The sequence below is a fragment of the Acinetobacter sp. Ver3 genome (assembly GCF_000632455.1).
In the GTDB taxonomy this organism is placed as follows: Bacteria; Pseudomonadota; Gammaproteobacteria; order Pseudomonadales; family Moraxellaceae; genus Acinetobacter.
Genome location: NZ_JFYL01000002.1, coordinates 113,165 through 135,536, shown reverse-complemented (window position 1 = coordinate 135,536; position 22,372 = coordinate 113,165). Strand labels below are relative to the sequence as shown.

Sequence of the window (22,372 nt, the reverse complement as noted above, 5' to 3'; positions counted from 1 at the left end):
GATGAGTTCTGCTTGCACGCCTTCGTTAAGGGCATGGCTGCCATCGATGCGTTGTAGGAAGACTTGGCTATTCAGTTGTGAATGACTGAATTGGATGTGGAGGGCTCTGTTTTGGGCGGTTAAGCCGAGCTGTTCAATCGCACGCTGAATATTATTGATGAAATTCTTCATGTCAAAATGAGTTAATCATTATTATTTAGATATTCTTAACCCAAATTGTACACGAAAAAATCAATTTTAAACGATATGAATTGTTTCAATCGTTAATTCACGGCGGGCTAACCTTTTTTTACCAAATAATGAAACTCTTTGTTCCCATTGTCATCTAAACGTTCTTCTTGCAACAGCAATTCATGACCAAGATGCATACAGAATTTAGGAATATCCCAAGAGGTTGAATTATCTGTTGCAAATACTTCCACCACATCACCCGACTTAGATTTACGAATGGCTTGATGTAACATCATCACCGGTTCTGGACAACGTAAACCACGTGTATTCAACTGGATTTGAGGTTGAACTTGAGAATCAGACATTCAATATCGCCCTAAAAAGATTGGGCGATTATTTTATCATAATTCAATCTTTTCACTCCCAAATTCAGAAAAAGACTCCAAATACAGTGGTCTATGATCAAATAGATCATTAGGAATCAAAATTTTACCAATAGACAAGCGTATTTTCTTCGGTATGATTAAAACTTATTTTTTCAATTGAAGAGTCTTTAGGAAAGATCATGCAAGAGGAATCAGGTACATCGTGGGGTATGCGTGGCTTACGCAAATGGTTAGGCACAGCCCCAGAAACCCGAGATGAACTGTTAAAAATTGTACAAGATTCACGTCGACTACTCGAACCAGATACAGTAGCGATGCTCGAAGGAATCTTTGACCTTCCAGCGACTAAAATTCGTGAAGTCATGACGCCACGAACTTCAATGGTTAGCTTACAAGAAGATGATGAGTTATTGGATATTCTTGATGTTCTCATCGAGTCAGCACATTCACGTTTCCCTGTATTTTCAACAGATCAACCTGATAACGTCATTGGTATCCTTTTGGCAAAGGACCTCTTACCTTTCTTAAAAGATCGTGATTCGAAAGTAAATGTACATTCGCTGATGCGCCAACCGATCTTTGTGCCTGAAAGCGCGCGTTCTGATCAAGTGCTCCGAATGCTAAAAAACACTCAAACACATATTGCGATTGTGATTGATGAGTACGGTTCTACTTCGGGTTTAGTGACACTTGAGGATATTCTTGAAGAAATTGTGGGTGAAATTGAAGATGAACATGACAATGTCGATGAAGAAGCCAATTTCATCGTTCCAGATCAAACCAGCGACAGTAGTAACACGTGGTTAGTTCAAGCACTTACACCAATTGAACATTTTAACAATGTTTTAAATGCTGAATTTTCCGATGATGAAGTGGAAACTGTGGGTGGACTATTACTGCAAGAAATTGGTTTAGTCAGCGATCTTCAAGGCCAAGTGATTGAATTGGGAGATTGGGAATTTACCATTGTGGAAGCAGATGTCCGTACTATCCATCTGATTCGAGCTGTGCGTAAATGAGAGCCTATTTTCAAAAATTATTGAGTCCTTCAGAAAAACAAAAATCATTACCTTTCATTTATCCACTCCTTATTGCTTTAACAGCAGGTGCGACTTTTAGTCTCGCACTTGCACCTTTTTATTGGTGGTGGCTGGCAATATTATCGCCAGCATTGCTATATGCCACACTCAGTAAGAGAAATCCTAAACAAGCATTCCTCATCGGTTGGACTTACGGTTTTGGTTTATGGTTTGTTGGTGCATTCTGGTTATACACTTCTATCCATGTGTATGGTGATACATCTGCGTTTTTAAGTGTCATCATGATTGCGATTATGGCCTTGGTGATGGGGCTATTTACAGCAATACAAACTTGGATATATCGTCGATTCTTTCCAGAAACACCACTTACTTTTGCCCCTTTATGGGTATTCTTTGAATGGGCAAAAACTTGGGTATTTACTGGTTTCCCTTGGTTATTTGCAGGTTATGCTTTTACCGAGCGTTTCTTAGATAGCTATGCACCTTTATTTGGTGTATTTGCAGTTTCTTTCGTGGTCATTCTCATTGCATCTGCACTTGTTGAACTCCTACGAAAACGCTACTTTTGGGCTATTCCAGTTTCAATTGTATTGCTAGGTGCATGGGGCGCATCCTATTTAACTTTTGTAGAAGAAAAAAAATCAGCACCGCTGAGCGTTTCTTTAATCCAAGGTAATATTCCTCAAGATTTAAAGTGGTTAACTGAGTATCAAGTAAAGACACTTGAAATCTATGCACAATTAACGCGATCAGAATGGGGACGTGACTTGGTGGTTTGGCCTGAATCATCTATCCCAATGTTTCAATCAGATATTGAACCATTTTTAGATGCAATGGATCAGCAAGCCAAAAGTACCAACACAGCTTGGGTAACAGGCATTCCTTATTGGGATTTAAATGAATCTAAGGCATTGGGTTATCCGCGTTATTACAACTCCATGATGGCATCTGGTGATGAAGCTACAGGCTTATATAAAAAACAGCGTCTCGTTCCTTTTGGTGAATATATTCCGCTGTCTGGCCTGTTAAGTTGGGTGTTACCTGCGCTTCAAAATGATCCTTCAATGAGCGGTTTTTCACGTGGTCCGCAGGATCAAGCTCCTTTTTCAATTCACAACCACAAATTAGCTGCTGCAATTTGTTATGAGGTTGCCTATCCGAACCTAACCCGACGCAATGCACTAAATAGTGATTTCCTCGTCACCGTTTCAAATGATGCGTGGTTTACGGGTACGGCTGGTCCGTGGCAACATTTACAAATGGTACAAATGCGAGCAAAAGAAAATGGACGCTGGTTTATTCGTGCAACCAATACAGGTGTGACTGCTTTTATCAACCACAAAGGGGAAATCGTCAGCCAAGCCCCAATTGATCAAAAAGCGGTTCTTCGTGGTGATCTACCTGCAATGGAAGGGCAAACTTGGTATACGAGATTCAGTGATTGGCCAATATTGGGATTGTCATTGATTTTATTGGTGATGGGTTGGTACTTTAGACCACGTGTTGTCGATGTCAGTTTTAAATCTCGTCGATAACACTTGGTTCAAATCAAATATACGTTCTATATCAAAAAAACCGAGCAAATATGCTCGGTTTTTTTAAATTTGTGTTGTGAGGTAAGACAGCATTGCCATCAAACTCAACATCGGAATAGATCGATAAATTTTAATCAGCAGCGCTTCAAATGTTGAAGATACATCAGACAGCGTCAAAACAGATGCTTTAAGTGCACTATAAAAACTTAAAATCGTAATCGCACTAAATACACTAATCGCCAGAAACCCGATCATGATTTGACTGCTTGCATCTGCATTTGACCAAAGATCAATAAATAGATGACTGATAGGCAATAAGCTCAAAATAAGCAGTGCAGACTTGAGCACAGTCCAATGAAATAAATTGATTTCATCTGACAATATTAATGCTTTCATCATTCCCCCTTATTATCAAGCTAAGCTGTTGGCTCCATTATGCAGGGAAAAATTAAAATAAAAAGCCTAATTTTCTTCATATTTTCTGTTTCTTGTAACCATTAAATATGGGAATAATTCTTATTATAAATCTCAAAAACCAATTATTTATAAAAATTATAATTATCAAAAACTTAACCAGATAAAATCAAATAATAAAGATTATCACTTCACTCAATATTTATTAATTCGATTAAGTGAAGTGATTAATACCATGAATAGTTTTTAATAATGATTGTCATTTATGGTGTGTAAAAGATATCAGCATCATTTCCTTCGCCACCCTGCTTTCCATCTGCACCGAATGAATAAAGATCATATGCACGACCTTCCGAACCGGGAATCACATATTGTAAATCATTATCCCAACTATCTTTAGGATAACCACCCTTCACATAACCACCAGGTAACCAATTTTTTGCTGAAACTGGTTGATTGACCAAAGCATCCAAGCCACCATCTTGCATGGATGGATATTGGTTGTTGTCTAATTTGTATTGATCTAATGCACCTGCAACACCTTTCAGCGTAATGATTGTGGTATCAACCTTCGCTTTCTCACCACGACCCATGACATTAGGCACAATCAGTGCTGCAAGCACACCTAAAATCACAATCACTACCATCACTTCGATCAGGGTAAAACCAGATTGTTTTCGCATTTTCATCTTGTTTCGCATGTTTTCACTCGCTATTTCATTCATTATTAGAATTTATTGAATCTGTCTAAATCATATTGTTCATGTTGACGATTGGCAACATGACAGCAATCACGATCACCAATACAATCGCAGCCATTAACACCAACATTAGTGGTTCCAACAACGCCAATAATGTTGAAATCAATGTAGTAACCTCTCGATCTTGCATCGTCGAAGCTCTTTCTAACATTCGATCCAACTCACCCGAGGCTTCACCACTTTTGATCATTTGCACCATCATCGGTGGAAAATAACCACAGCGTTCAAGTTGCGTCGCCAAATTTCCACCCTCTGTGACCTTTTCAGCCGCGACATTGACTGCATCTCGAATAACCCAATTGCTACTTACTGCTGCACCAATTTTCAACGCGTCGACCAAAGGAACACCAGATTGCGTTAAGATAGATAAGGTACTTGAAAAGCGGGCGGCATTAATACCTCGTGATAGTTTTCCAAATAATGGCAACTTCAACGTGAGACGATCAAAAGCATAATGCCCTGCGGCAGTCCTTAAAAAACGCACCAATAGAAAGAATCCCAACGCCGATGCAACCAATACAAATGGCCAAGCTTGACGTATAAAATCACTAGCTTTCATTAAAGCAACCGTAATCCAAGGTAGCGCATCTTTACTTTGGTCAAAAGTTTTAACGATATCTGGTACTACATAGGTCATGAGTCCCATTACGATACCGAAAGACATCAACATCAAAATAATAGGATAAATCATTGCACCTTGAATCTTCTTTTGCATCGCAAAGCGATTTTCAGTGTAATCAGCCAATTGATCGAGAATAAGATCTAAGTGTCCTGATCGCTCACCAGCAGCAATCGTTGCAATATAAAGTTCAGGGAATCTGCCAGATTGTTGCATCCCTTGAGCCAAGGAATGACCTTCTAAAACCTTTGATCTTACAGATAACATCAAATTTTGCACGTGAGCTTTTTCGCTTTGTTTGGCAACTGCTCTTAATGCTTCCTCAAGTGGGATCCCCGCAGCAACTAATACGGATAATTGGCGAGTCATCAAAGCTAAGTCATAAGCTGTAAATTTTTTTTGAAAAAAACCACCAGTTCGATGCTTGTCTTTTTGTTCTACAGCATCAACTTGTACTGGAATCCATTGTTTATCCCGAAGCTGTTGTCGAATCTGTCGGGCTGAATCACCTTCTAGCACACCCTTTTGCTGCTTTCCTGAAGCATCGATGGCAGTATATTGATATGCGGGCATGATAATGCTCTAATTTTCCTAATTATGATGTCTTAAGAGTTGCCTTAGACCGTTCTCTTCATTCATATTGATCACTTGCAACAACTTGAACACTCTATCACAAGCATTGGTTATCCACGATAAGTTTTCACCATATTGATTGACGACTATATATGACAAATATTTCAGAATTAAGCCAAATTGTTTATCGAGTGCGCATCGCGGTGCCAGTTTATCTATATGATTGTTTTGATTATGAAGTTTCAGCAGAACAATACCAAACTATACACATAGGTTGCCGTGTTCTTGTTTCGTTTGGTCGTCAAAACTTAGTCGGAATCGTACTTGAAAAGATCGCACCGGAAACGCCATTAGATCCGAAAATCAAACTGAAATCCATCACTGAAATCTTGGATCTGCAACCCATACTCAATGCTACGATCATTCAACTCGCGCAGTGGTCTGCCCAATATTATCAATTCCCCATCGGGGAAGTCATGCATACCACTTTGCCTACATTTTTAAGGCAAGGTAAACCCTATAATTTATTAGCTCACTCTTGGAAAGTTTTAAATTTAGACGCTGAAAAGAAAGTGGCTCGATCTTTAAAACAACAAGAGGCTTATAAAATATTAAAGCTACACCCTCAAGGGACTGCCGAGACGATACTGAATTTGAGTGGTGTGGAAACAGCAACTTTAAAAGCGCTTGAAAAGAAAGAAATCGTCGAATGTAAATTGATTCAGCAGGACTTTAGTCCTGAACCTGTACAGCTGGCTCAAATGCCATTGACTGCAAATGATGATCAAAAAAAAGCTATTCAATCCATTTTAAAAGCACAAAATCGCTATCAAGCATTTTTACTCGATGGTTTAACTGGAAGCGGAAAAACTGAAGTTTATTTGCAAGTTATGCAAGAGGTTTTACAAAAAGGTCAGCAAGTATTGGTACTGGTACCAGAAATTGGCTTAACCCCTCAAACTATCAGTCGGTTTCAATCTCGCTTTCACTGCAATATTGTCTTGTTGCATTCCGGACTGAACGACACAAAGCGCCTCCAAGCTTGGCAATATGCTCAAACAGGAAAGGCCTCCATTATTCTTGGTACACGCTCTGCGATTTACACCCCCATGCCAAATTTAGGGCTCATTATCTTAGATGAGGAGCATGACCTGTCATTCAAACAACAAGAAGGTTTTCGCTACCATGCACGTGATGTTGCTCTCTATCGCGCTTATTTAGAGCAATGCCCCATTGTCCTTGGCTCAGCAACACCAAGTATTGACTCATATCATTTGGTGGAGCAAAAAAAATTAACGATTCTGAAACTCGATGAACGTGCTGCAGGTGCAAGCTTACCTAAAATTCATTTAATTGATCTAAAGATTGCTCAAAAACAGCATGGTATAAGCGAACAACTCATTAAAGAAATTCAAAAAAGACTCAATCAAGAAGAACAGGTACTGATCTTTTTAAACAGACGTGGTTATGCACCTGTCCTGATCTGCGAAAGCTGTGGATGGCAAGCCAATTGTCCCCATTGTGATGCACATTTTACGCTTCATAAAAAACCATATGAGCACCTGCATTGCCATCACTGTGGGACAATTAATCGACTGCCTGATCAATGCCCCTCTTGTCAGCAACACACCTTGAAGCCTATTGGAATGGGCACGGCAAAAGTTGAAGAGAATTTACAACATTTATTTCCAGACTTTCCTGTGGTCAGAGTAGATCGTGATTCCACGAGCCGTGTCGGTAGTTGGCAAAAAATTTACGAGCAAATTCATCAAAGTAAACCGATGATTTTACTTGGTACGCAAATGTTAGCCAAAGGTCATCACTTTCCTTATGTAACCTTAGTTGCAATCTTAGATATTGATAGTGGTTTACTCAGTGTTGATTTCAGAGCAACAGAACGAACTGCCCAATTGATTGTTCAAGTTGCAGGGCGTGCAGGACGAGGTGAAAAAAAAGGTGAGGTTTATCTACAAACTTTACGACCAGATCACCCTCTACTCAACACGCTCATTAATAAAGACTATCGTGCTTTTGCTCGTGAAACACTTCATGATCGTCAAGCTGCTTTACTCCCTCCAATGCGCTATGCAGCATTAATACGTTGTGAATCGCGTAGTCAGGAAGAAAATCTCAATTTTTTAACCAATATGACACAATCGCTCCAACAACATACTGGTGAGCTGATTGAGATTTGGGGTCCAATTCCTGCGCCAATGGAGCGAAAGGCTGGGCGTTATCAGGCACATGTGGTTTTATTGTCATCAGATCGTGCAAAAATGCATTTCTATATACGAGAATGGTGGCCATTCATGCTTCAACAAAAACCTTCAACGATGAAGCTCAGTATTGATATAGATCCTCAAGAGCTAAGCTAATCATGAATAGAGTTAAATTATCAAAGTCGAAGACCTGAATTAAATTTACACAGCTAAAGCAGACACGATTACAATTTCATCAGTCCAACATTCCACTTTAGGGAAGGCCAATGCCATTGTTGTTACAAATCACAATTTTTCTAGCTGCCGCATTAATTTTTGTTCCGCTCGGAAAAAAAATTGGTATTGCGACAGTCTTAGGTTATTTGTTTACAGGAATATTACTTGGTCCAAGTGCATTGAATGTGACCAATGATGCCGAAACATTAATGAAATTAGCTGAGTACGGCGTGATTTTTTTGATGTTCTTAATCGGCCTAGAATTACGCCCTCAGCGCTTGTGGAATATGCGTCACTCTATATTTGTGATTGGAAGTGCTCAAGTCTTGATCACAGGTATAATTCTTGTCGCAACCATTTGGCTGTTCTTCCAACAGCATCTTGCTGCTAGTGTCGTAATTGGTCTTGCCCTTGCTTTATCATCTACAGCATTTGTCATGCAATTACTTGCAGAAAAGCAGCAGCTGAATACCGCGCATGGTCAGCAATCTTTCTCTATTTTACTGTTTCAAGATATTGCCGCTATTCCTTTACTCGCCCTGATTCCCCTACTCGCGGGAAATCAGTCTACACATCATGGTATTGCTTATTTTGCCGCTGTTGTTGCAACGTTTACTGGCTTATTTTTATTTAGTCGCTATGTGATGCGACCATTTTTTAGATTCATTGTACAGAGTGGTGCAACGGAACTCATTACGGCTGCTGGACTCTTCATTGTTTTAGCGGTTGTTCTGTTTATGGATATGCTCGGATTAAGCACCACGCTCGGTGCTTTTCTGACAGGTGTATTACTCGCGGATTCTGAGTTTCGCCATGAACTGGAATCGAGCATTCAACCCTTCAAAGGGTTATTACTCGGTTTATTCTTTATGAGCGTAGGCATGATGACACCGATTGATCTCCTCGTAGATCAGCCGCTATTCATTTTTGGTGGGGCATTAGTGCTGATCAACATAAAAATATTAAGCATGGTTGCAATCGCGCTATATTTTGAATTTCAATGGAAAACCAGTGTATTGATTGCCATTTGTCTTGCTCAAGGAGGAGAATTTGCTTATGTGATCTTAGCTGTTGCGAATACCGAAGGTTTAATTACTCAAGCAGTGTTATCCCCTACGCTTCTGATCATTGCAATTTCTATGGCAATCACCCCTGTCATTTTCTGGCTCGCACAACGATGGCTCATTCCATATCTTGATCGAAAGACTGATAGCGCTGAAGATGTCCCATTACCAGACACTCATTCAACATTAATCATTGCAGGTTTTGGACGCGTCGGACAAATAGTGGCGCGCGTTGCTTATCTCAATCATGTCAGCTTTACAGCCATTGATAATAATTTAGAAAAAATTGATTTTGTGAGAAAGTACGGTGGTAAAATTTATTATGGAGACGCCTCCTCCCCTGATTTATTGAGATCTGCAGGCATCGAGCATGCTAAGGCATTTGTACTTGCTGTAGACGATGTGGAAATGTCGATGAATATTGCTCGCCATTTACGTTTGAATTATCCAATGCTCAAACTCATCGTCCGTGCCCGTGATCGACATCATATGCATTTACTTAAAGACTTAGGCATTGAGCATATTTGGCGTGAAACTTTTCTATCTTCACTCGGTATGGCATTTCGCACCTTAACCGCGTTAGGTTTAAGTCAAGAACATGCTCAACATAGTATTGAAATATTTAGAGACTATGATGAGCGTCTATTAGCTGAGCAACAACGCATCTATACGGATGATCAAAAAGTCTTTGAAAGCTATCGAAATTTCTTAGCGGAACTCGAACAAATTTTTGAAAATGATGCGCAACAACATCAACCACTTTTAGAAAGTTTAGATGAAACCATTGATTCTGAAGTAAGTTCTATAGAACGACGCGCTAAGCACTCGCAAAACCAAATTAATGTTTGTCGAGATGAAGAATTTTAACTTGTGATTTACAATATCGTCACCATCTAGACAGGGATTTGGAGAATTTTATGTCTGATTTACGTCAACGTTTTTTTATTGATAACAGCCCTGTTCGTGGTGAAGTCGTACATCTTGAAGATACGCTTAAAACAATTTTAGCGCAACGCGCCTATGCACCTGCGATTCAAATTTTATTGGGCGAAATGCTCAGTGCAACTGCATTGTTGGCCAGCACACTTAAAATTAAGGGACGTATTAGCCTCCAAATTCAAGCTTCTGGCACCTTAAAATGGGCTATGGCTGAATGTAATCACCTCGGTGAAGTACGCGGATTAGCTGAATATGAAGCTGATCCACGTTTTGAAGAAGCATCAGACAGCAGCATCGTTCTGAAAACTTTGGTCAGTCCAGTTTTATTTATTAATATTGAACCTGAATTTGGCGAACGCTATCAGGGTATCGTGCCTTTAGATCAGCCGAATTTAGCTAAATGCCTCATGCAGTATTATGATTTATCTGCCCAAATCCCAACCAAGATCGTTTTAGCTAGTACTGCTCAACGCGCTGGTGGTCTTTTGATTCAATTGTTACCGCGTAACAATGATGAAGAGCAGCAAAAGGTTGATGAAGATATCTGGCCTCGTCTAACCATGCTCACTGAAACTTTAAAAACAGATGAACTTACTGAGCTAGATGCGCAAGAAATTTTGTATCGCTTATATAATGAAGAAGAAGTCAGACTACCTGAAGCTGAACAACTTCAATTTGGCTGTACATGTTCTAAAGAGCGTTGCTCTACAGCATTAATTCAGGTGGGTGCTGAATCTGTGCGTGAAATTTTAGAACAACAGAACCCTATTACAATGGACTGTCAATTCTGTAACACTCAATACAGATTTACTGCTGAAGAAGCACTCGGTCTATTCGGCGAGCACCTCAGTTAATCCTTAACAGTTCTCTTCGAAAATCAGCAAGTTTTACTTGCTGATTTTTTTGGTTGTAAGAAATTGAAACAATTATTCACCATCTGAACATATTGTAGTCTTCGAAAGTCTGCTCATAATGATTAAAAGTTAATCAACGGTTATTTTTGCTTAATGGCAAATAATTATTATGAGGAACTCGGACTAGATCGCGATGCGAGTCCTGAGGAAATAAAAAAATCATATCGAAAACTGGCTCGGAAATACCATCCCGATATCAGTCAAGCACCTGATGCCGAAAAAAAAATGCAGGCGATTAATACTGCGTATGACACATTAAGTGATCCTTTAAAAAAACAAGAGTACGATCAACAACTCGATCAGTTGAATAGTCAGTCTCCTTTCTCGGATACTAAAAACCATACAAATCATGAATTTTCTGGCTTTGAAGATTTGTTTGGGCGTTTTGGTACAGGTTTTGGTGGAGGTTATGCACAGCGCTCACACCAATATAAATCCCAGCCAATTCGTGGTGAAGATCAACATGCCAGTATAGAAGTGCCCTTACAAGTCGCTTTTGAAGGTGTCACTCAATCCATCCAATTGCGTATACCCACTTTTAATGCATATGGACAACCTGAAGTTCAGCGAAAAACCCTTGAAATTAGAATCCCGAAAGGGATGAAAAACGGTCAACAAATTCGGCTCAAAGGTCAAGGACAAGCTGGTTTATCGGGCGGTGAAAATGGAGATCTTTATATACAGATCCATTATCAAACCACTGACAGCATATATGTCGATCAGGCAGACATTTACTATCACATTAACATTAGTCCTTGGGAAGCTGCTTTAGGCCAAGACATCGAGCTAAAAACCCCCTCTGGAAAGATTAAAGTCAGCATTCCTCAACATACAATTTATGGCAAACAACTCCGTATTAAAGAAAAAGGGATTCCCTCTTCCCCCCCGGGACACCTTTATCTAATCCTGAATATTGTTTATCCAAGAGCAGAATCCCCGCAGCAAAAACAGGCATATGAGCAATTTGCTCAAGCATTTACACATTTCAACCCTCGTGATGAAGGAGGTGAATCATGACAACGATTCAGTACCGAGAAGTGTACAAAAATGGATATTTAGAGGCTGAAATCATTGATGACCAATGTATTTTTGATTTAAAGCATTTTGCCCAAGCATGCGGACAAAGTCCTGAATGGGTTTTGCAATTACTTGAATATGAGATTCTACCTGCTCGTTCTGAGCAAAAAATCCATCAATTTTTTGGTGAAGAACTTACTCGAGCACGGAGAGCTTATCGCTTGCAACGGGATTTTGAAGCAAGTCTCCCTGCCGTCGCCATGATGATGGATCTGATAGATGAAGTACAACAATTGCGCAAGCAAGTGAAATACTTCAAATAAAGCAAGCCCACATAAATGCATGTACTGTTACATGCATTTATTTTTTATTGATTAGAATGAAAGGATTAAACCATCAATGAAAGTTAAAGAATGCAATAAAAAGCTGAAAAACCTTTTCCCTGAGTTCCGTGAACTTATTCAGCCTTTAAGAGAAGAAAACCCTCACTTCGCTAAAATTTTCGAGGAACATGAAACGCTAGATCATGAAATTACGCATTTGGAACTAAATCCAGTTAATGTAATTAATGATGATATTGAGTTTCTAAAGCGAAAAAAACTTAAATTAAAAGATGAAATGTATCGTTTGCTCAAACAAGCGCAGACGAACCTTACTCAGTAATTTCAATTTAATATTATAAAATAACGGTGAATCTGGCACTTATCATTCTGACTTAAAGCATAAGTGCCTTATGTGACGTTGACTATTTTAATCGAGTCCAACGTCCCATTTCTCGGAGCGTACCTTTCAATGTTTTTTGAATCGGTTCATACTCCAAAAATGCAAACAAACCGAGTTGTTGCTGCTGGTTTTGTTGAGCCAACAATTCCATCACACTTTTTTCACCGCGCCCGACCATTTGTCTACGATAAAAATACCAAATTAACAAAAGTGTTGTCACACACATGGCTGTGAGCATATACCAAAAGCCATGCGGTGAGTTTAATCCTGGAATAAATTCAAAGTTCATTCCGTAAATACCTGTAAGAAGAGTCAGTGGTGCAAATACAGCGGTGATAATTGCTAAAATTCTCATATTTTCATTGGTTTGATTGGCCACTGCTGAAAAGTGCAAATCGATAGCGGCTTGTACTGCATGGTTTAACCGAACACTGTGCTTTTGTATTCTTTCAATATGGCTAATTAAATCATCCATTCGGACGAGCATTAAATTTTGCTTCTCTGCCTTACGTTTAGCTTTAATATGATGATAATTTTCGACAATTTCATCTCTTAATTCTTGTAGGCATTCAACCTGTTCTTCACACAAATTTTCAACTTGTTGAAAAGCGGTGATCTCTTGCAGCAGTTGATTCCATCGATTAAATTTTTGATTTCCTTGTAATAGTTCTCTTTGCCAAAATTCCACACGTTTGGTTAGTGGCACACGTAAACCTAAATAGCCATCCACCATCATATTCAGTAATCTAAGCACAATATCTACAGGACTCTGTGCTAATTTTCGTGGAATATTTTGTTGCTCTATAGGTCGTGTTTGAATCGCCTGCACTCTTTCAAGATATGTTTCAAATACACGATTACCTCGTTCATGCACTGTGATTAAAACATTTGATGTCATGACAAAACTTACCGGCGTTGTAACAATGTCCGCAGTTTGTTGTTCAGCTGAATGACCATTCTGAATTTGTATGTGGTCATCTGGGGTGATTAATTTTTTAAAGATCAACAAATCATAATCATCCAATGCATCAAATACGCAAGGATGCTCAAGGTTTTGAATATCTTTAAGATGAAATTCGTTCAACAGAATTCCAGTGTTCTCAAAAATATATCGTTGCCACGTCTCTGTATTTTGAATCAATTCGTGGCGTTCAAAACTCAACCATATAAATTCTGCATCAACATCAGTCGATAATTCTTCACTCAGATAAATATACCCGTCACCTTGATGATAATAATAATTAAACTTTTGCATTTTAGTTATTTTTAAATGAGAACATTTTGATCGTGCCATAAAAAAAGCCTTGTGTAACACTCGTTTAAACGAAGCACCACACAAGGCTTAGAATTAGCTTAAATGATTAAGCTTGTTCAATGTCTTTCATTGTAAGTTTGATACGACCACGGTTATCAACATCCGCAACTTGTACCTTAACTTCTTGACCTTCAGTAAGAACGTCTGTCACATTCGCAATACGCTCGTTCGAGATTTGTGAAATGTGAAGCAAGCCATCAGTACCAGGAAGGATATTGACGAACGCACCGAATTCAACGATACGAATGACTTTACCTGTGTAAATTGTACCTGGTTCAATTTCTGCTGTAAGCGCTTGGATTTTCGCTACTGCAGCCATTGCCGCTGCTTTAGTTTCACCAAATACACGTACTGTACCGTTATCTTCAATATCGATCGCTGCTTTGGTTTCTTCAGTGATTTGACGAATAGTTGCGCCGCCTTTACCAATCACGTCACGGATCTTATCAGGATTGATGCTGATCACTTGGAATGTTGGTGCGTGCATTGAGATTTCAGGACGAGCACGTGAAATCACTTGATTCATCTCATTCAAGATATGCATACGACCTGCATACGCTTGATTCAATGCAACTTCCATGATCTCTTCAGTAATACCTTCGATCTTGATGTCCATTTGAAGTGCAGTAATACCGTTTGCAGAACCTGCTACTTTAAAGTCCATGTCGCCAAGGTGATCTTCGTCACCTAGAATGTCTGAAAGAACTGCGAAACGTTCACCTTCTTTCACTAGACCCATTGCAATACCTGCAACTGGCGCTTTAAGTGGAACACCTGCATCCATAAGTGATAAAGAAGCACCACACACAGACGCCATTGAAGACGAACCATTCGATTCAGTGATGTCAGATACGATACGAATCACGTACGGGAAGCGATCAGCTGGTGGAAGAACTGCTTGAACACCACGACGTGCCAAACGACCATGACCAATTTCACGACGTTTAGGACCAGATTCACGACCAGTTTCACCTACAGAGTATGCAGGGAAGTTGTAGTGAAGCATGAAGTTATCAGTCTTCGTACCTGCAAGGGTATCCACCATTAATGCATCACGTGTATTACCTAAAGTCGTCGTTACTAACGCTTGAGTTTCACCACGTGTGAACAATGCAGAACCGTGCGCACGATCTAACACGCCAACTTGTACGTCGATTGCACGAACAGTTTTAGTATCACGACCATCAATACGTGTTTTACCAGACAAGATATTGTCACGAACTGTACGATATTTAAGGTCTTCAAATAATTCGTTCACTTCATCAGCAATACCTGTTTCATCATTTTCAGGAACGAATTGCGCAATTGCTTCAGCATGAAGTGCATCAAGTGCTGCATAACGGTCTTGCTTAACCGCAATCGTGTATGCTTCAGAGATTTTCGCTTCAAATGCTTCTTTTAATTTTGCTTGAAGTTCTTCATTTTTAGTTGGTGCAGTCCAAGTAGACTCTGTTGCACCCGCTGCTGCTGCGAATTCTTTGATTGCTTGAATTGCAATTTGCATTTCGTCATGACCAAAAAGAACTGCGCCCAACATTTGGTCTTCAGAAAGTTCTTTCGCTTCTGATTCAACCATAAGTACAGCAGCTTCAGTACCCGCAACGACAAGATCAAGATCAGATTGAGCAAGTTGTTCGTGGCTTGGGTTAAGAACGTATTCACCGTTGATTAAACCGACACGTGCAGCACCAATTGGACCACGGAAAGGTGTACCTGCAATTGCAAGTGCAGCAGAAGTACCTAACATTGCAGCAATGTCAGCTTCCATTGTTTTGTCAGATGATACAACTGTCGCAGTCACTTGGATTTCGTTGTAATAACCTTCTGGGAACAACGGACGAATTGGGCGGTCGATCAAACGTGAAATTAAAGTTTCAGCTTCAGATGCACGGCCTTCACGCTTACCATAACCACCTGGGATACGACCTGCAGCATATTGTTTTTCTTGGTAGTTAACAGTCAATGGGAAAAAGTCTTGACCTGCTTTCGCAGTCGGTTGAGCAACAACAGCAACCAATACAGTCACACCACCCATGGTAATCACTACTGTATTTGCTTGACGCGCCACACGGCCTGTTTCAAGCACAACTTGGTGCTGACCGAATTGGAATTCTTTACGAATAATATTAAACATCGACATGTTCTATTTTTTCCTGATTTTATTCTAGTGGAGACCCCTAAGGTTTGGCATTCACAACACAGGTTTTAAATGACAAAGCTTAGAAGCCGACCTCACTAGAAACACTATTTTTAAACACAAAGAAGGAGCGAAACTATTCGCCCCTTCCCCATGATCTAGTCGAAACTAGATCGCCTTTAGTTTTCAGCAATACAGCATTCAACATGCAATAATCCGAAAATAAAGTTTAAATCGAATTAACGACGTAAACCTAAAGCAGCAATCAAATCGCTGTAACGAGTAGCATCTTTACCTTTAAGGTAGTCAAGAAGCTTACGACGTTGGTTAACCATACGGATAAGACCGCGACGGCTATGGTGGTCGTGTTTGTGCTCTTTGAAGTGACCTTGTAAGTCATTGATTTGAGCAGATAAAAGAGCTACTTGAACTTCTGGTGAACCAGTGTCGTTTTCAGCGCGAGCAAATTTAGCAATGATCTCTGCGCGATCTGCGTTTGTTAAAGCCATTCGATTTCTCCGAGATGCTTATTTAAAAGTATTTGATACAAATCAATGACGCTCTTCAAAGCGGAATTGACTGCCGTGCATCACTACAGCAGCGTGCTATTTTAAAGGAACCCCCCTCAAAAAGCAAAATTATCCGCTCAATAACTTCTGGCAGAAACAATCATCAATTCATGTCGTTAAAGATACTGACTTTTGTTTTTTGGCAGGGCAAACTTGCCTGTTATAAAAACAATGAAACATGGAATGAACGTGAAATTACTCTCTACAAATACGTGCATAGCACCAAAAGACTTAACTACGATCACTCGTCATAAAGACGAAGTTGCGCCAGAACTTGGGGGAATGACGCAACAGCAAATTGATAAAATTTGGCACAGTGTTGAAGCACTTTATCGTACTGGCAATCATCCAATGATCAGTATGTGTTTACGTCGCAAGGGTCAGATATTAATTAATCGCAGTATTGGTTACACAGAACTTGGTCCAAACTATCAAACAGACCCTTCTAAAGTTACGACACCAGAAACACCGGTCTGTATGTTTTCTGCCTCTAAAATCGTTAATGCCATGTTAGTGCACTTGTTAGATCAACAAGGGAAAATTAACTTACTTGATCCAGTGAGTCGCTATATTCCAGAGTTTGGTGTTAACGGTAAACGACGCGCCACCATATTTCATTTGTTATCACACCGTGGCGGTATTCCTAAAATTGAAACTGAGGTCACTCCAGAACTTTTATTTGATCGTCAAGGGATCCTGGAGCATCTTTATGCAGCAAAACCGATTGCACCCGTAGGCTCGCAACTCTCTTATCATGCTGTAACTGCTGGATATATTTTAGGAGAATTGGTTGAACGTGTAACAGGACAAGATATTCGTGATTACTTGCACGAACATATTGAAAAACCAATGAATTTACCTTTCTTCAACTATGGTTTAAAACCAGAACTACGTCATTTAGTTGCAAAAAATTATCCAACTGGGATTCACCCTGTCTTGGGGACTGACCTATATCTCAATCGTGTATTAGGCGGAGGACTGCAACTGGCAGTGGATGTCACCAATGATCCCCGTTTTATGGATACCGTCTGTCCTGCAGGAAATATTTACACCAGTGCTGAACAAGCCAATCGCTTTTTTGAAATGTTACTCAATGGTGGTCGTTATCAAGACCAGCAAATTATCAATTCAGAAACGGTTTTCAGAGCAACACTCCCTACATCCAATACAACAATAGACCGTAACCTTTTAGCACCTATGCGTTATGCACTTGGTCCGATGTTAGGCAGTAATCCAATCGGTGTATTTGGCCCAAATACTGGACAAGCTTTTGGTCATCTAGGTTTCTCGAATATTTTATGTTGGGCAGATCCTCAACGGGATATCAGTGTATCGTTCTTAAATACAGGGAAATCTGTGTTAGGCACACATTTAGCCGCTTTAGCAAAAGTGCTATATCAAATATCCAACCAATGCCCAAGTATTCCTAAGGAAAAAAGACGCGCGTTATTTGGAACTGATCAATCTGAAACTGAACGTGTTTAATATCAATGTAAAAAAGGCATCATTTAGATGCCTTTTTTTAAAGTTTTCATCTATTAGCTATTAATTAACCACTACAGATTGTCACAAATAAGAAAGTACGACAGTTACGTTGTGGTGCTGGAGTTGGTGTTGGCGTAGGAGTTGGCGTCACTACAGGTGGCTCAACAACAGGGGGTTGTGGTGCTGGAGTAGATGGAGCACCATTTAACGCAGCAATTAAATTCAAACGAGGTGTGCGAATTGAGTTACGATGATCCGTAACCAAAGTTCCCGTAGACGTCATACGTGCAACAATTTGATCCAATGATTCATTCGGGAAAGCATTATTCGCACGTAACACAGCAACAGCCCCAGCGACGTGAGGTGCAGCCATTGAAGTACCATCCATTGTATATCCGCCAGCGGTAATACGTGAACCAGGCGCCAATAAAGTTAAATTACGACTCGAGTTACTGAAACACGTTACTTTGTCGCTATAAGTTGCACTGTCAGAGCAATTTTTAAATCCAATTGAACCTACATTAGCATCATAAACCGCTCCTACACTGACCGCACCCGCAGTACATGCTGGATAGGATATACCACTCAGATGGCTATCATTACCAGATGCAACAACTGGTAATACCCCATAGCCTCTCAACTTCGAAAAAGAATCTGTAAGTACGGAACTAGTACAAGTTGAGGAATAACTACGTCCATTACCAATGCTTAAGTTTACAGATTTAATGTTTTTGCTTTGGGAGTGGTTCGCCACCCAATTCAAGGCAGCCACTAGATCATAATCGTATGCCGGCCCCCATCTCTAGAGGTACTACCAGTGAAGACATCAAGCATGACAATTTTTGCACCTGGTGCAACTTTAGAAGCAATTGCTGCAACGTTAGTTCCATGTCCATTAACATCTAACTGATAGTCTTCTCGAGCAACCTCGACAGTTTCTAAAACTTTACAAGTCGATGATGGTACACCTGGCGCTGTACAATTACCAAAATCTGAATGTCGGTAATTAATACCTGTATCTAAGATAGCAATTGTTGTCCCCTCACCAGTATAGCCTTGCGCAGCCGCAGGTACTTGACCAATTAATGGTAGACTTTGAGATGCTGTCGTATAAGAAACATTATTTGGATAAACTGCTTTTACATTCGAGTCATTCAATAAGCTTACGAGCGTGTCACGCTTTTGAACGCGATGAAAGCTATATGGTAAAGCATTATAATCACGTAGTAATTGAATACCACCTAAACGTATAAACCGCGATTGAATCGATTGCTTCTTTTGAGCAAGATGTTCACGAAGTTGAGTGCGATTATTTTCTAAATGATTAGTGTCAACATGATATTCAACGATTAAATCATTTGAACTGTTGTTCAGTAATGCCGACAGATTAATACCACCTTTCGACACTTTTTGTTTTGCCTGATTGTTCAATTGAGCGTTAGCTGCTACAGGACTCATCTGAGCCATCGCAGTTCCGACCATCAAAACACTCAGACATGCGCTTAATGATAAAGTTTTAAACATAATTATTCTCCGTTGTTATGTTTTTAGTGCGCAGGGTAAAAAATTACACTTGATTGGCTGGATCAGTTTCTGGATCAATAGGCTTAATCGAAAAATCGCTCTTCGGATCTACTAAATCTGGAGAATCAGTAACAGGCATCTTCTCAGACTCATTTAAATCTTCGACTTGATCTTCGTTAGGCGATATTGGCGTTTGCTGTCCACTCTCAGGAGCAGATAGAGAATCAATCTGAGCGACTGAGGAAGTGTTTTGATCTGCAGGCTTAAAACATTTATACAACCCAAACAGAACAACACTCACCAAAATGATTAAAATTATGAATTTTTTCATGTTTTTTTTGTAAAGTGATAATTTTTACGCACTTTAATAGAATCGTTAAGTCAAAACAAGTATAAAGATGCCTAAAAATTAAGATTGAGATAAACGGTTAAAAAAGGCCCTATGACAAGTCATAGGGCCTTTTTTGCGCTGTAGATTCTTATATTTTAGTTATGATTCTGTTATTTATATTTTTATTGTAAGTGCTGCACACACATTTATTATTAATACGGTCCTTGTTCTTAAGGTTTCATTTCCTTATATGACTATTTTGCCAGATTCATTATGCAACACAAGTCGCAGTTTTCTGATCTTTATGTAAGAAATTGCGTACATTATGTAATCAATTTAATCTTATATGTATATAAAAAAGCCCTGTAGTCTCTCCCAAAACTACAAGGCTTAGCGGCTGTAAGTTTCCTCTTTTATCACTTACATCATTGTAAGTTCGCAGTCTCTCGACTATAAATTATTGTAATTATGCGATATTGCTCAACTTTCCGTGTTGAACCTTTTATGCAAGCAATCATCGCAAAAAATTGTACGAAGCTCTATGCGCCAATTTCTCGAATCCTTGTAAGATATTTCCTACAAAGGTTTTCTATTTTCAACCAATCGTTAAATATTAGATATAAATAAAGTGTTTAATTTATTCAATAAACCTGTTTTTCTTATTGTTTTAATGTTTATTGCCTCAAATAAAGCATCAGTATCCACCAATAAACTGACTGCTTTTTTTGCCCTCGTAATCGCGGTATACAATAATTCTTGGCTCAATAGACGTGACGCAAACTCATCTAATACAACTGCAGTGTGTTTAAATTCAGAACCTTGCGACTTATGAATGCTCAGCGCATAACAGGTTTGCATTGACTTTGGTAAACGTGATGCTGGAAACCATTGGTCAAGACTTGGAAAATATACTTCAAATTGATCAGCAAACTGGCGATGTCTGAGACATATCCCAATATCACCATTAGAAAGCCCGAGTTGATAATCGTTATATGTCATCATGACAGGGCGACCAATATACCAAAGGTCGTGTCGTGATATCCGCATGTGCTGAAATAGCTCCCTTTCAATTTCATCATTTAAACGATTCAATCCCAAATGTCCATGTCTCACTGCAGCTAAGATCCTATAATCATCAAATTTTTGGATAATTTCAGCCACATCCTGCTGCTGATATCCATTTCTGACATAAAGGTTGAGTGCTTTAAAGTAATCCGTAAACCCCGAGCTTAATTTAAGGTAATAGGCTTTTAAATCTTGATCTGAATATTCTTTATTCAAATACTCTAGTTGAACAAGATCCTCTTGAAGCTCAGCTAAATTAATCTGTTGGATTTCAGATGCTCTACAAATCTCCTTCTCAAATTTAGCCAATACCTCAACTTTCGAGCTTTGTAGTGAGCATTGATGTGACTGGATGAACCTTGCCAAATCACCGATTTTTGCACCTGCTTTGAATCTTCGACTGGTCACTAAATTGACGTGATGGTCATTAAGCGCTTTTACTTGTTGTAAATCCGCCAATACCATCCCCACATCAACCGAGGCCAACTGCTGTGCATCCCCTATCAAGATCAAACGACATTGGTCTGGAATTGCTTCAAAAAGCATCGTCGCGAGATTGAGATCGAGCATTGAGGCTTCATCAATCACCACCACATCATAGGGTAATGGCTTTTTCAGACTGTATTTAGGTTGAGCGCTATGCCCTAAACCCAGAAGACGGTGAATCGTTAACGTATTTTGCTGCTTTAAGTGGGCAATATCCAAACCCATATTGAGCATTGCATCGTCATTTAATGAGTTTTGCAATGCTTCTTTCATTCGCTGTGCAGCTTTCCCTGTCGGTGCAGCCATTGCGATTCTTAACTGATGATTCGACTCATTTAATACGGCAATAATACGCGCTAGAGTATACGTTTTCCCTGTACCCGGACCACCTGTAATCATACTCAGCGCTTGCCTTGATACTATTTCTAAGGCTTGCTTTTGAAATGGATCGATTAATAATTTTTCATATTTTGTGCAATCTACAGGCACTATCGTTTGCTGCTTTAAACGATAAACTTGTTGAGCTAAACGCTGCTCTAATTGCCAATAGCGATATAAATACAAATAGTTCTGATCATAAACAAAAGGCGCGACCTGTTGTTCTGCAAGCTCTGCGCTCACGAGCAACTTACTCAGATCTTGGATAACCTCCCCTTTCAAATCAATACAACTATCGCCGACAGTAGATGCCATCAGAACTTGTTCAATGGTGTTAATGGATTGTTCATTTAAATCATCTGATGAAAGATACTGATTTAGGATATATTCAGCCCAAGTTGTTACCCATTGAGGAACATCAACTTTTTCATTCTGATTAATTTCCACACAGTTATCCTCATAGTTATCTACACATTTATCATCAATATTAT

At 39.5% G+C, this 22,372-nt stretch carries 18 protein-coding genes and 2 pseudogenes; 9 read left to right on the top strand and 11 right to left on the bottom strand.

The features are described 5' to 3' along the window. A partial coding sequence (locus tag CL42_RS17715; RefSeq protein WP_171076727.1) for a hypothetical protein occupies window positions 1-171 on the bottom strand: 171 nt, incomplete at its 3' end. Window positions 172-278: 107 nt separating this feature from the next. After that, the gene (gene tusA / locus CL42_RS01340) at window positions 279-536 is read right to left on the bottom strand and encodes a sulfurtransferase TusA (protein WP_035264077.1); all 258 of its coding nucleotides are present in this window, start codon (window positions 534-536) and stop codon (window positions 279-281) included. A 200-nt stretch (window positions 537-736) separates the two neighbouring features. Here tusA and CL42_RS01335 point away from each other — a divergent pair, with 200 nt between their 5' ends. Together CL42_RS01335 and lnt are read left to right on the top strand one after the other, a co-directional pair. Further along, window positions 737-1,576 (top strand): HlyC/CorC family transporter, encoded by an 840-nt coding sequence (locus CL42_RS01335; RefSeq protein WP_035264074.1) that lies wholly within the window; start codon window positions 737-739, stop codon window positions 1,574-1,576. Continuing rightward, complete coding sequence (gene lnt, locus CL42_RS01330) at window positions 1,573-3,132, top strand: apolipoprotein N-acyltransferase (RefSeq protein WP_035264071.1); 1,560 nt, start codon at window positions 1,573-1,575, stop codon at window positions 3,130-3,132. The genes CL42_RS01335 and lnt overlap by 4 nt, the downstream gene beginning before the upstream one ends. Window positions 3,133-3,195: 63 nt before the next feature. Here lnt and CL42_RS01325 read toward each other — a convergent pair whose 3' ends face one another. The 3 genes from CL42_RS01325 to gspF form a co-directional block, all read right to left on the bottom strand. Then, entirely contained in the window at window positions 3,196-3,528 is a 333-nt protein-coding gene (locus tag CL42_RS01325) for a hypothetical protein (protein WP_035264069.1), read from the bottom strand. Window positions 3,529-3,809: 281 nt separating this feature from the next. After that, window positions 3,810-4,247 carry a type II secretion system major pseudopilin GspG gene (gene gspG, locus CL42_RS01320; protein WP_035264112.1) on the bottom strand — a complete coding sequence of 146 codons (438 nt, stop codon included), beginning with the start codon at window positions 4,245-4,247 and terminating at the stop codon, window positions 3,810-3,812. A 46-nt stretch (window positions 4,248-4,293) separates the two neighbouring features. After that, complete coding sequence (gene gspF, locus CL42_RS01315) at window positions 4,294-5,499, bottom strand: type II secretion system inner membrane protein GspF (protein ID WP_035264068.1); 1,206 nt, start codon at window positions 5,497-5,499, stop codon at window positions 4,294-4,296. 152 nt (window positions 5,500-5,651) lie between these two features. Between gspF and CL42_RS01310 the strand changes: the two genes are divergently transcribed. From CL42_RS01310 to CL42_RS01285, 6 genes and pseudogenes are all read left to right on the top strand, one after another. After that, window positions 5,652-7,874 carry a primosomal protein N' gene (locus CL42_RS01310; protein ID WP_035264066.1) on the top strand — a complete coding sequence of 741 codons (2,223 nt, stop codon included), beginning with the start codon at window positions 5,652-5,654 and terminating at the stop codon, window positions 7,872-7,874. A 110-nt stretch (window positions 7,875-7,984) separates the two neighbouring features. Then, window positions 7,985-9,748, top strand: a pseudogene (locus CL42_RS01305) (monovalent cation:proton antiporter-2 (CPA2) family protein); the annotation flags it as partial. Window positions 9,749-9,915: 167 nt separating this feature from the next. Then, complete coding sequence (hslO, locus tag CL42_RS01300) at window positions 9,916-10,791, top strand: Hsp33 family molecular chaperone HslO (protein WP_035264061.1); 876 nt, start codon at window positions 9,916-9,918, stop codon at window positions 10,789-10,791. A 153-nt stretch (window positions 10,792-10,944) separates the two neighbouring features. Further along, on the top strand, window positions 10,945-11,868 hold the full coding sequence (locus CL42_RS01295; RefSeq protein ID WP_035264059.1) for a DnaJ C-terminal domain-containing protein: 924 nt from the start codon (window positions 10,945-10,947) through the stop codon (window positions 11,866-11,868). After that, entirely contained in the window at window positions 11,865-12,191 is a 327-nt protein-coding gene (locus tag CL42_RS01290; protein ID WP_035264056.1) for a chaperone modulator CbpM, read from the top strand. Before CL42_RS01295 ends, CL42_RS01290 begins: the two co-directional genes overlap by 4 nt. Before the next feature lie 76 nt (window positions 12,192-12,267). Beyond that, window positions 12,268-12,531, top strand: a complete 264-nt coding sequence (locus tag CL42_RS01285) for a YdcH family protein (protein WP_035264053.1) — start codon at window positions 12,268-12,270, stop codon at window positions 12,529-12,531. A gap of 82 nt (window positions 12,532-12,613) precedes the next feature. Here CL42_RS01285 and CL42_RS01280 read toward each other — a convergent pair whose 3' ends face one another. The 3 genes from CL42_RS01280 to rpsO form a co-directional block, all read right to left on the bottom strand. After that, window positions 12,614-13,846, bottom strand: coding sequence for a magnesium transporter CorA family protein (locus CL42_RS01280; protein ID WP_035264110.1), 1,233 nt, complete (start codon window positions 13,844-13,846; stop codon window positions 12,614-12,616). Between the two features lie 106 nt (window positions 13,847-13,952). Continuing rightward, a complete protein-coding gene (gene pnp / locus CL42_RS01275) occupies window positions 13,953-16,040 on the bottom strand; it encodes a polyribonucleotide nucleotidyltransferase (protein WP_171076730.1) in 2,088 nt (695 codons plus the stop codon). A gap of 242 nt (window positions 16,041-16,282) precedes the next feature. Further along, window positions 16,283-16,552 (bottom strand): 30S ribosomal protein S15, encoded by a 270-nt coding sequence (gene rpsO, locus CL42_RS01270; RefSeq protein ID WP_035264047.1) that lies wholly within the window; start codon window positions 16,550-16,552, stop codon window positions 16,283-16,285. 249 nt (window positions 16,553-16,801) lie between these two features. Between rpsO and CL42_RS01265 the strand changes: the two genes are divergently transcribed. Further along, the gene (locus CL42_RS01265; protein WP_035264108.1) at window positions 16,802-18,097 is read left to right on the top strand and encodes an EstA family serine hydrolase; all 1,296 of its coding nucleotides are present in this window, start codon (window positions 16,802-16,804) and stop codon (window positions 18,095-18,097) included. Between the two features lie 64 nt (window positions 18,098-18,161). Here CL42_RS01265 and CL42_RS17710 read toward each other — a convergent pair. From CL42_RS17710 to recD, 3 genes and pseudogenes are all read right to left on the bottom strand, one after another. Further along, window positions 18,162-19,621 (bottom strand): annotated as a pseudogene (locus tag CL42_RS17710) (S8 family peptidase). Between the two features lie 43 nt (window positions 19,622-19,664). After that, window positions 19,665-19,952 carry a hypothetical protein gene (locus tag CL42_RS01255; protein WP_035264045.1) on the bottom strand — a complete coding sequence of 96 codons (288 nt, stop codon included), beginning with the start codon at window positions 19,950-19,952 and terminating at the stop codon, window positions 19,665-19,667. Between the two features lie 606 nt (window positions 19,953-20,558). Continuing rightward, entirely contained in the window at window positions 20,559-22,328 is a 1,770-nt protein-coding gene (gene recD, locus CL42_RS01250; RefSeq protein ID WP_180028179.1) for an exodeoxyribonuclease V subunit alpha, read from the bottom strand. Between the last annotated feature and the right edge of the window lie 44 nt (window positions 22,329-22,372).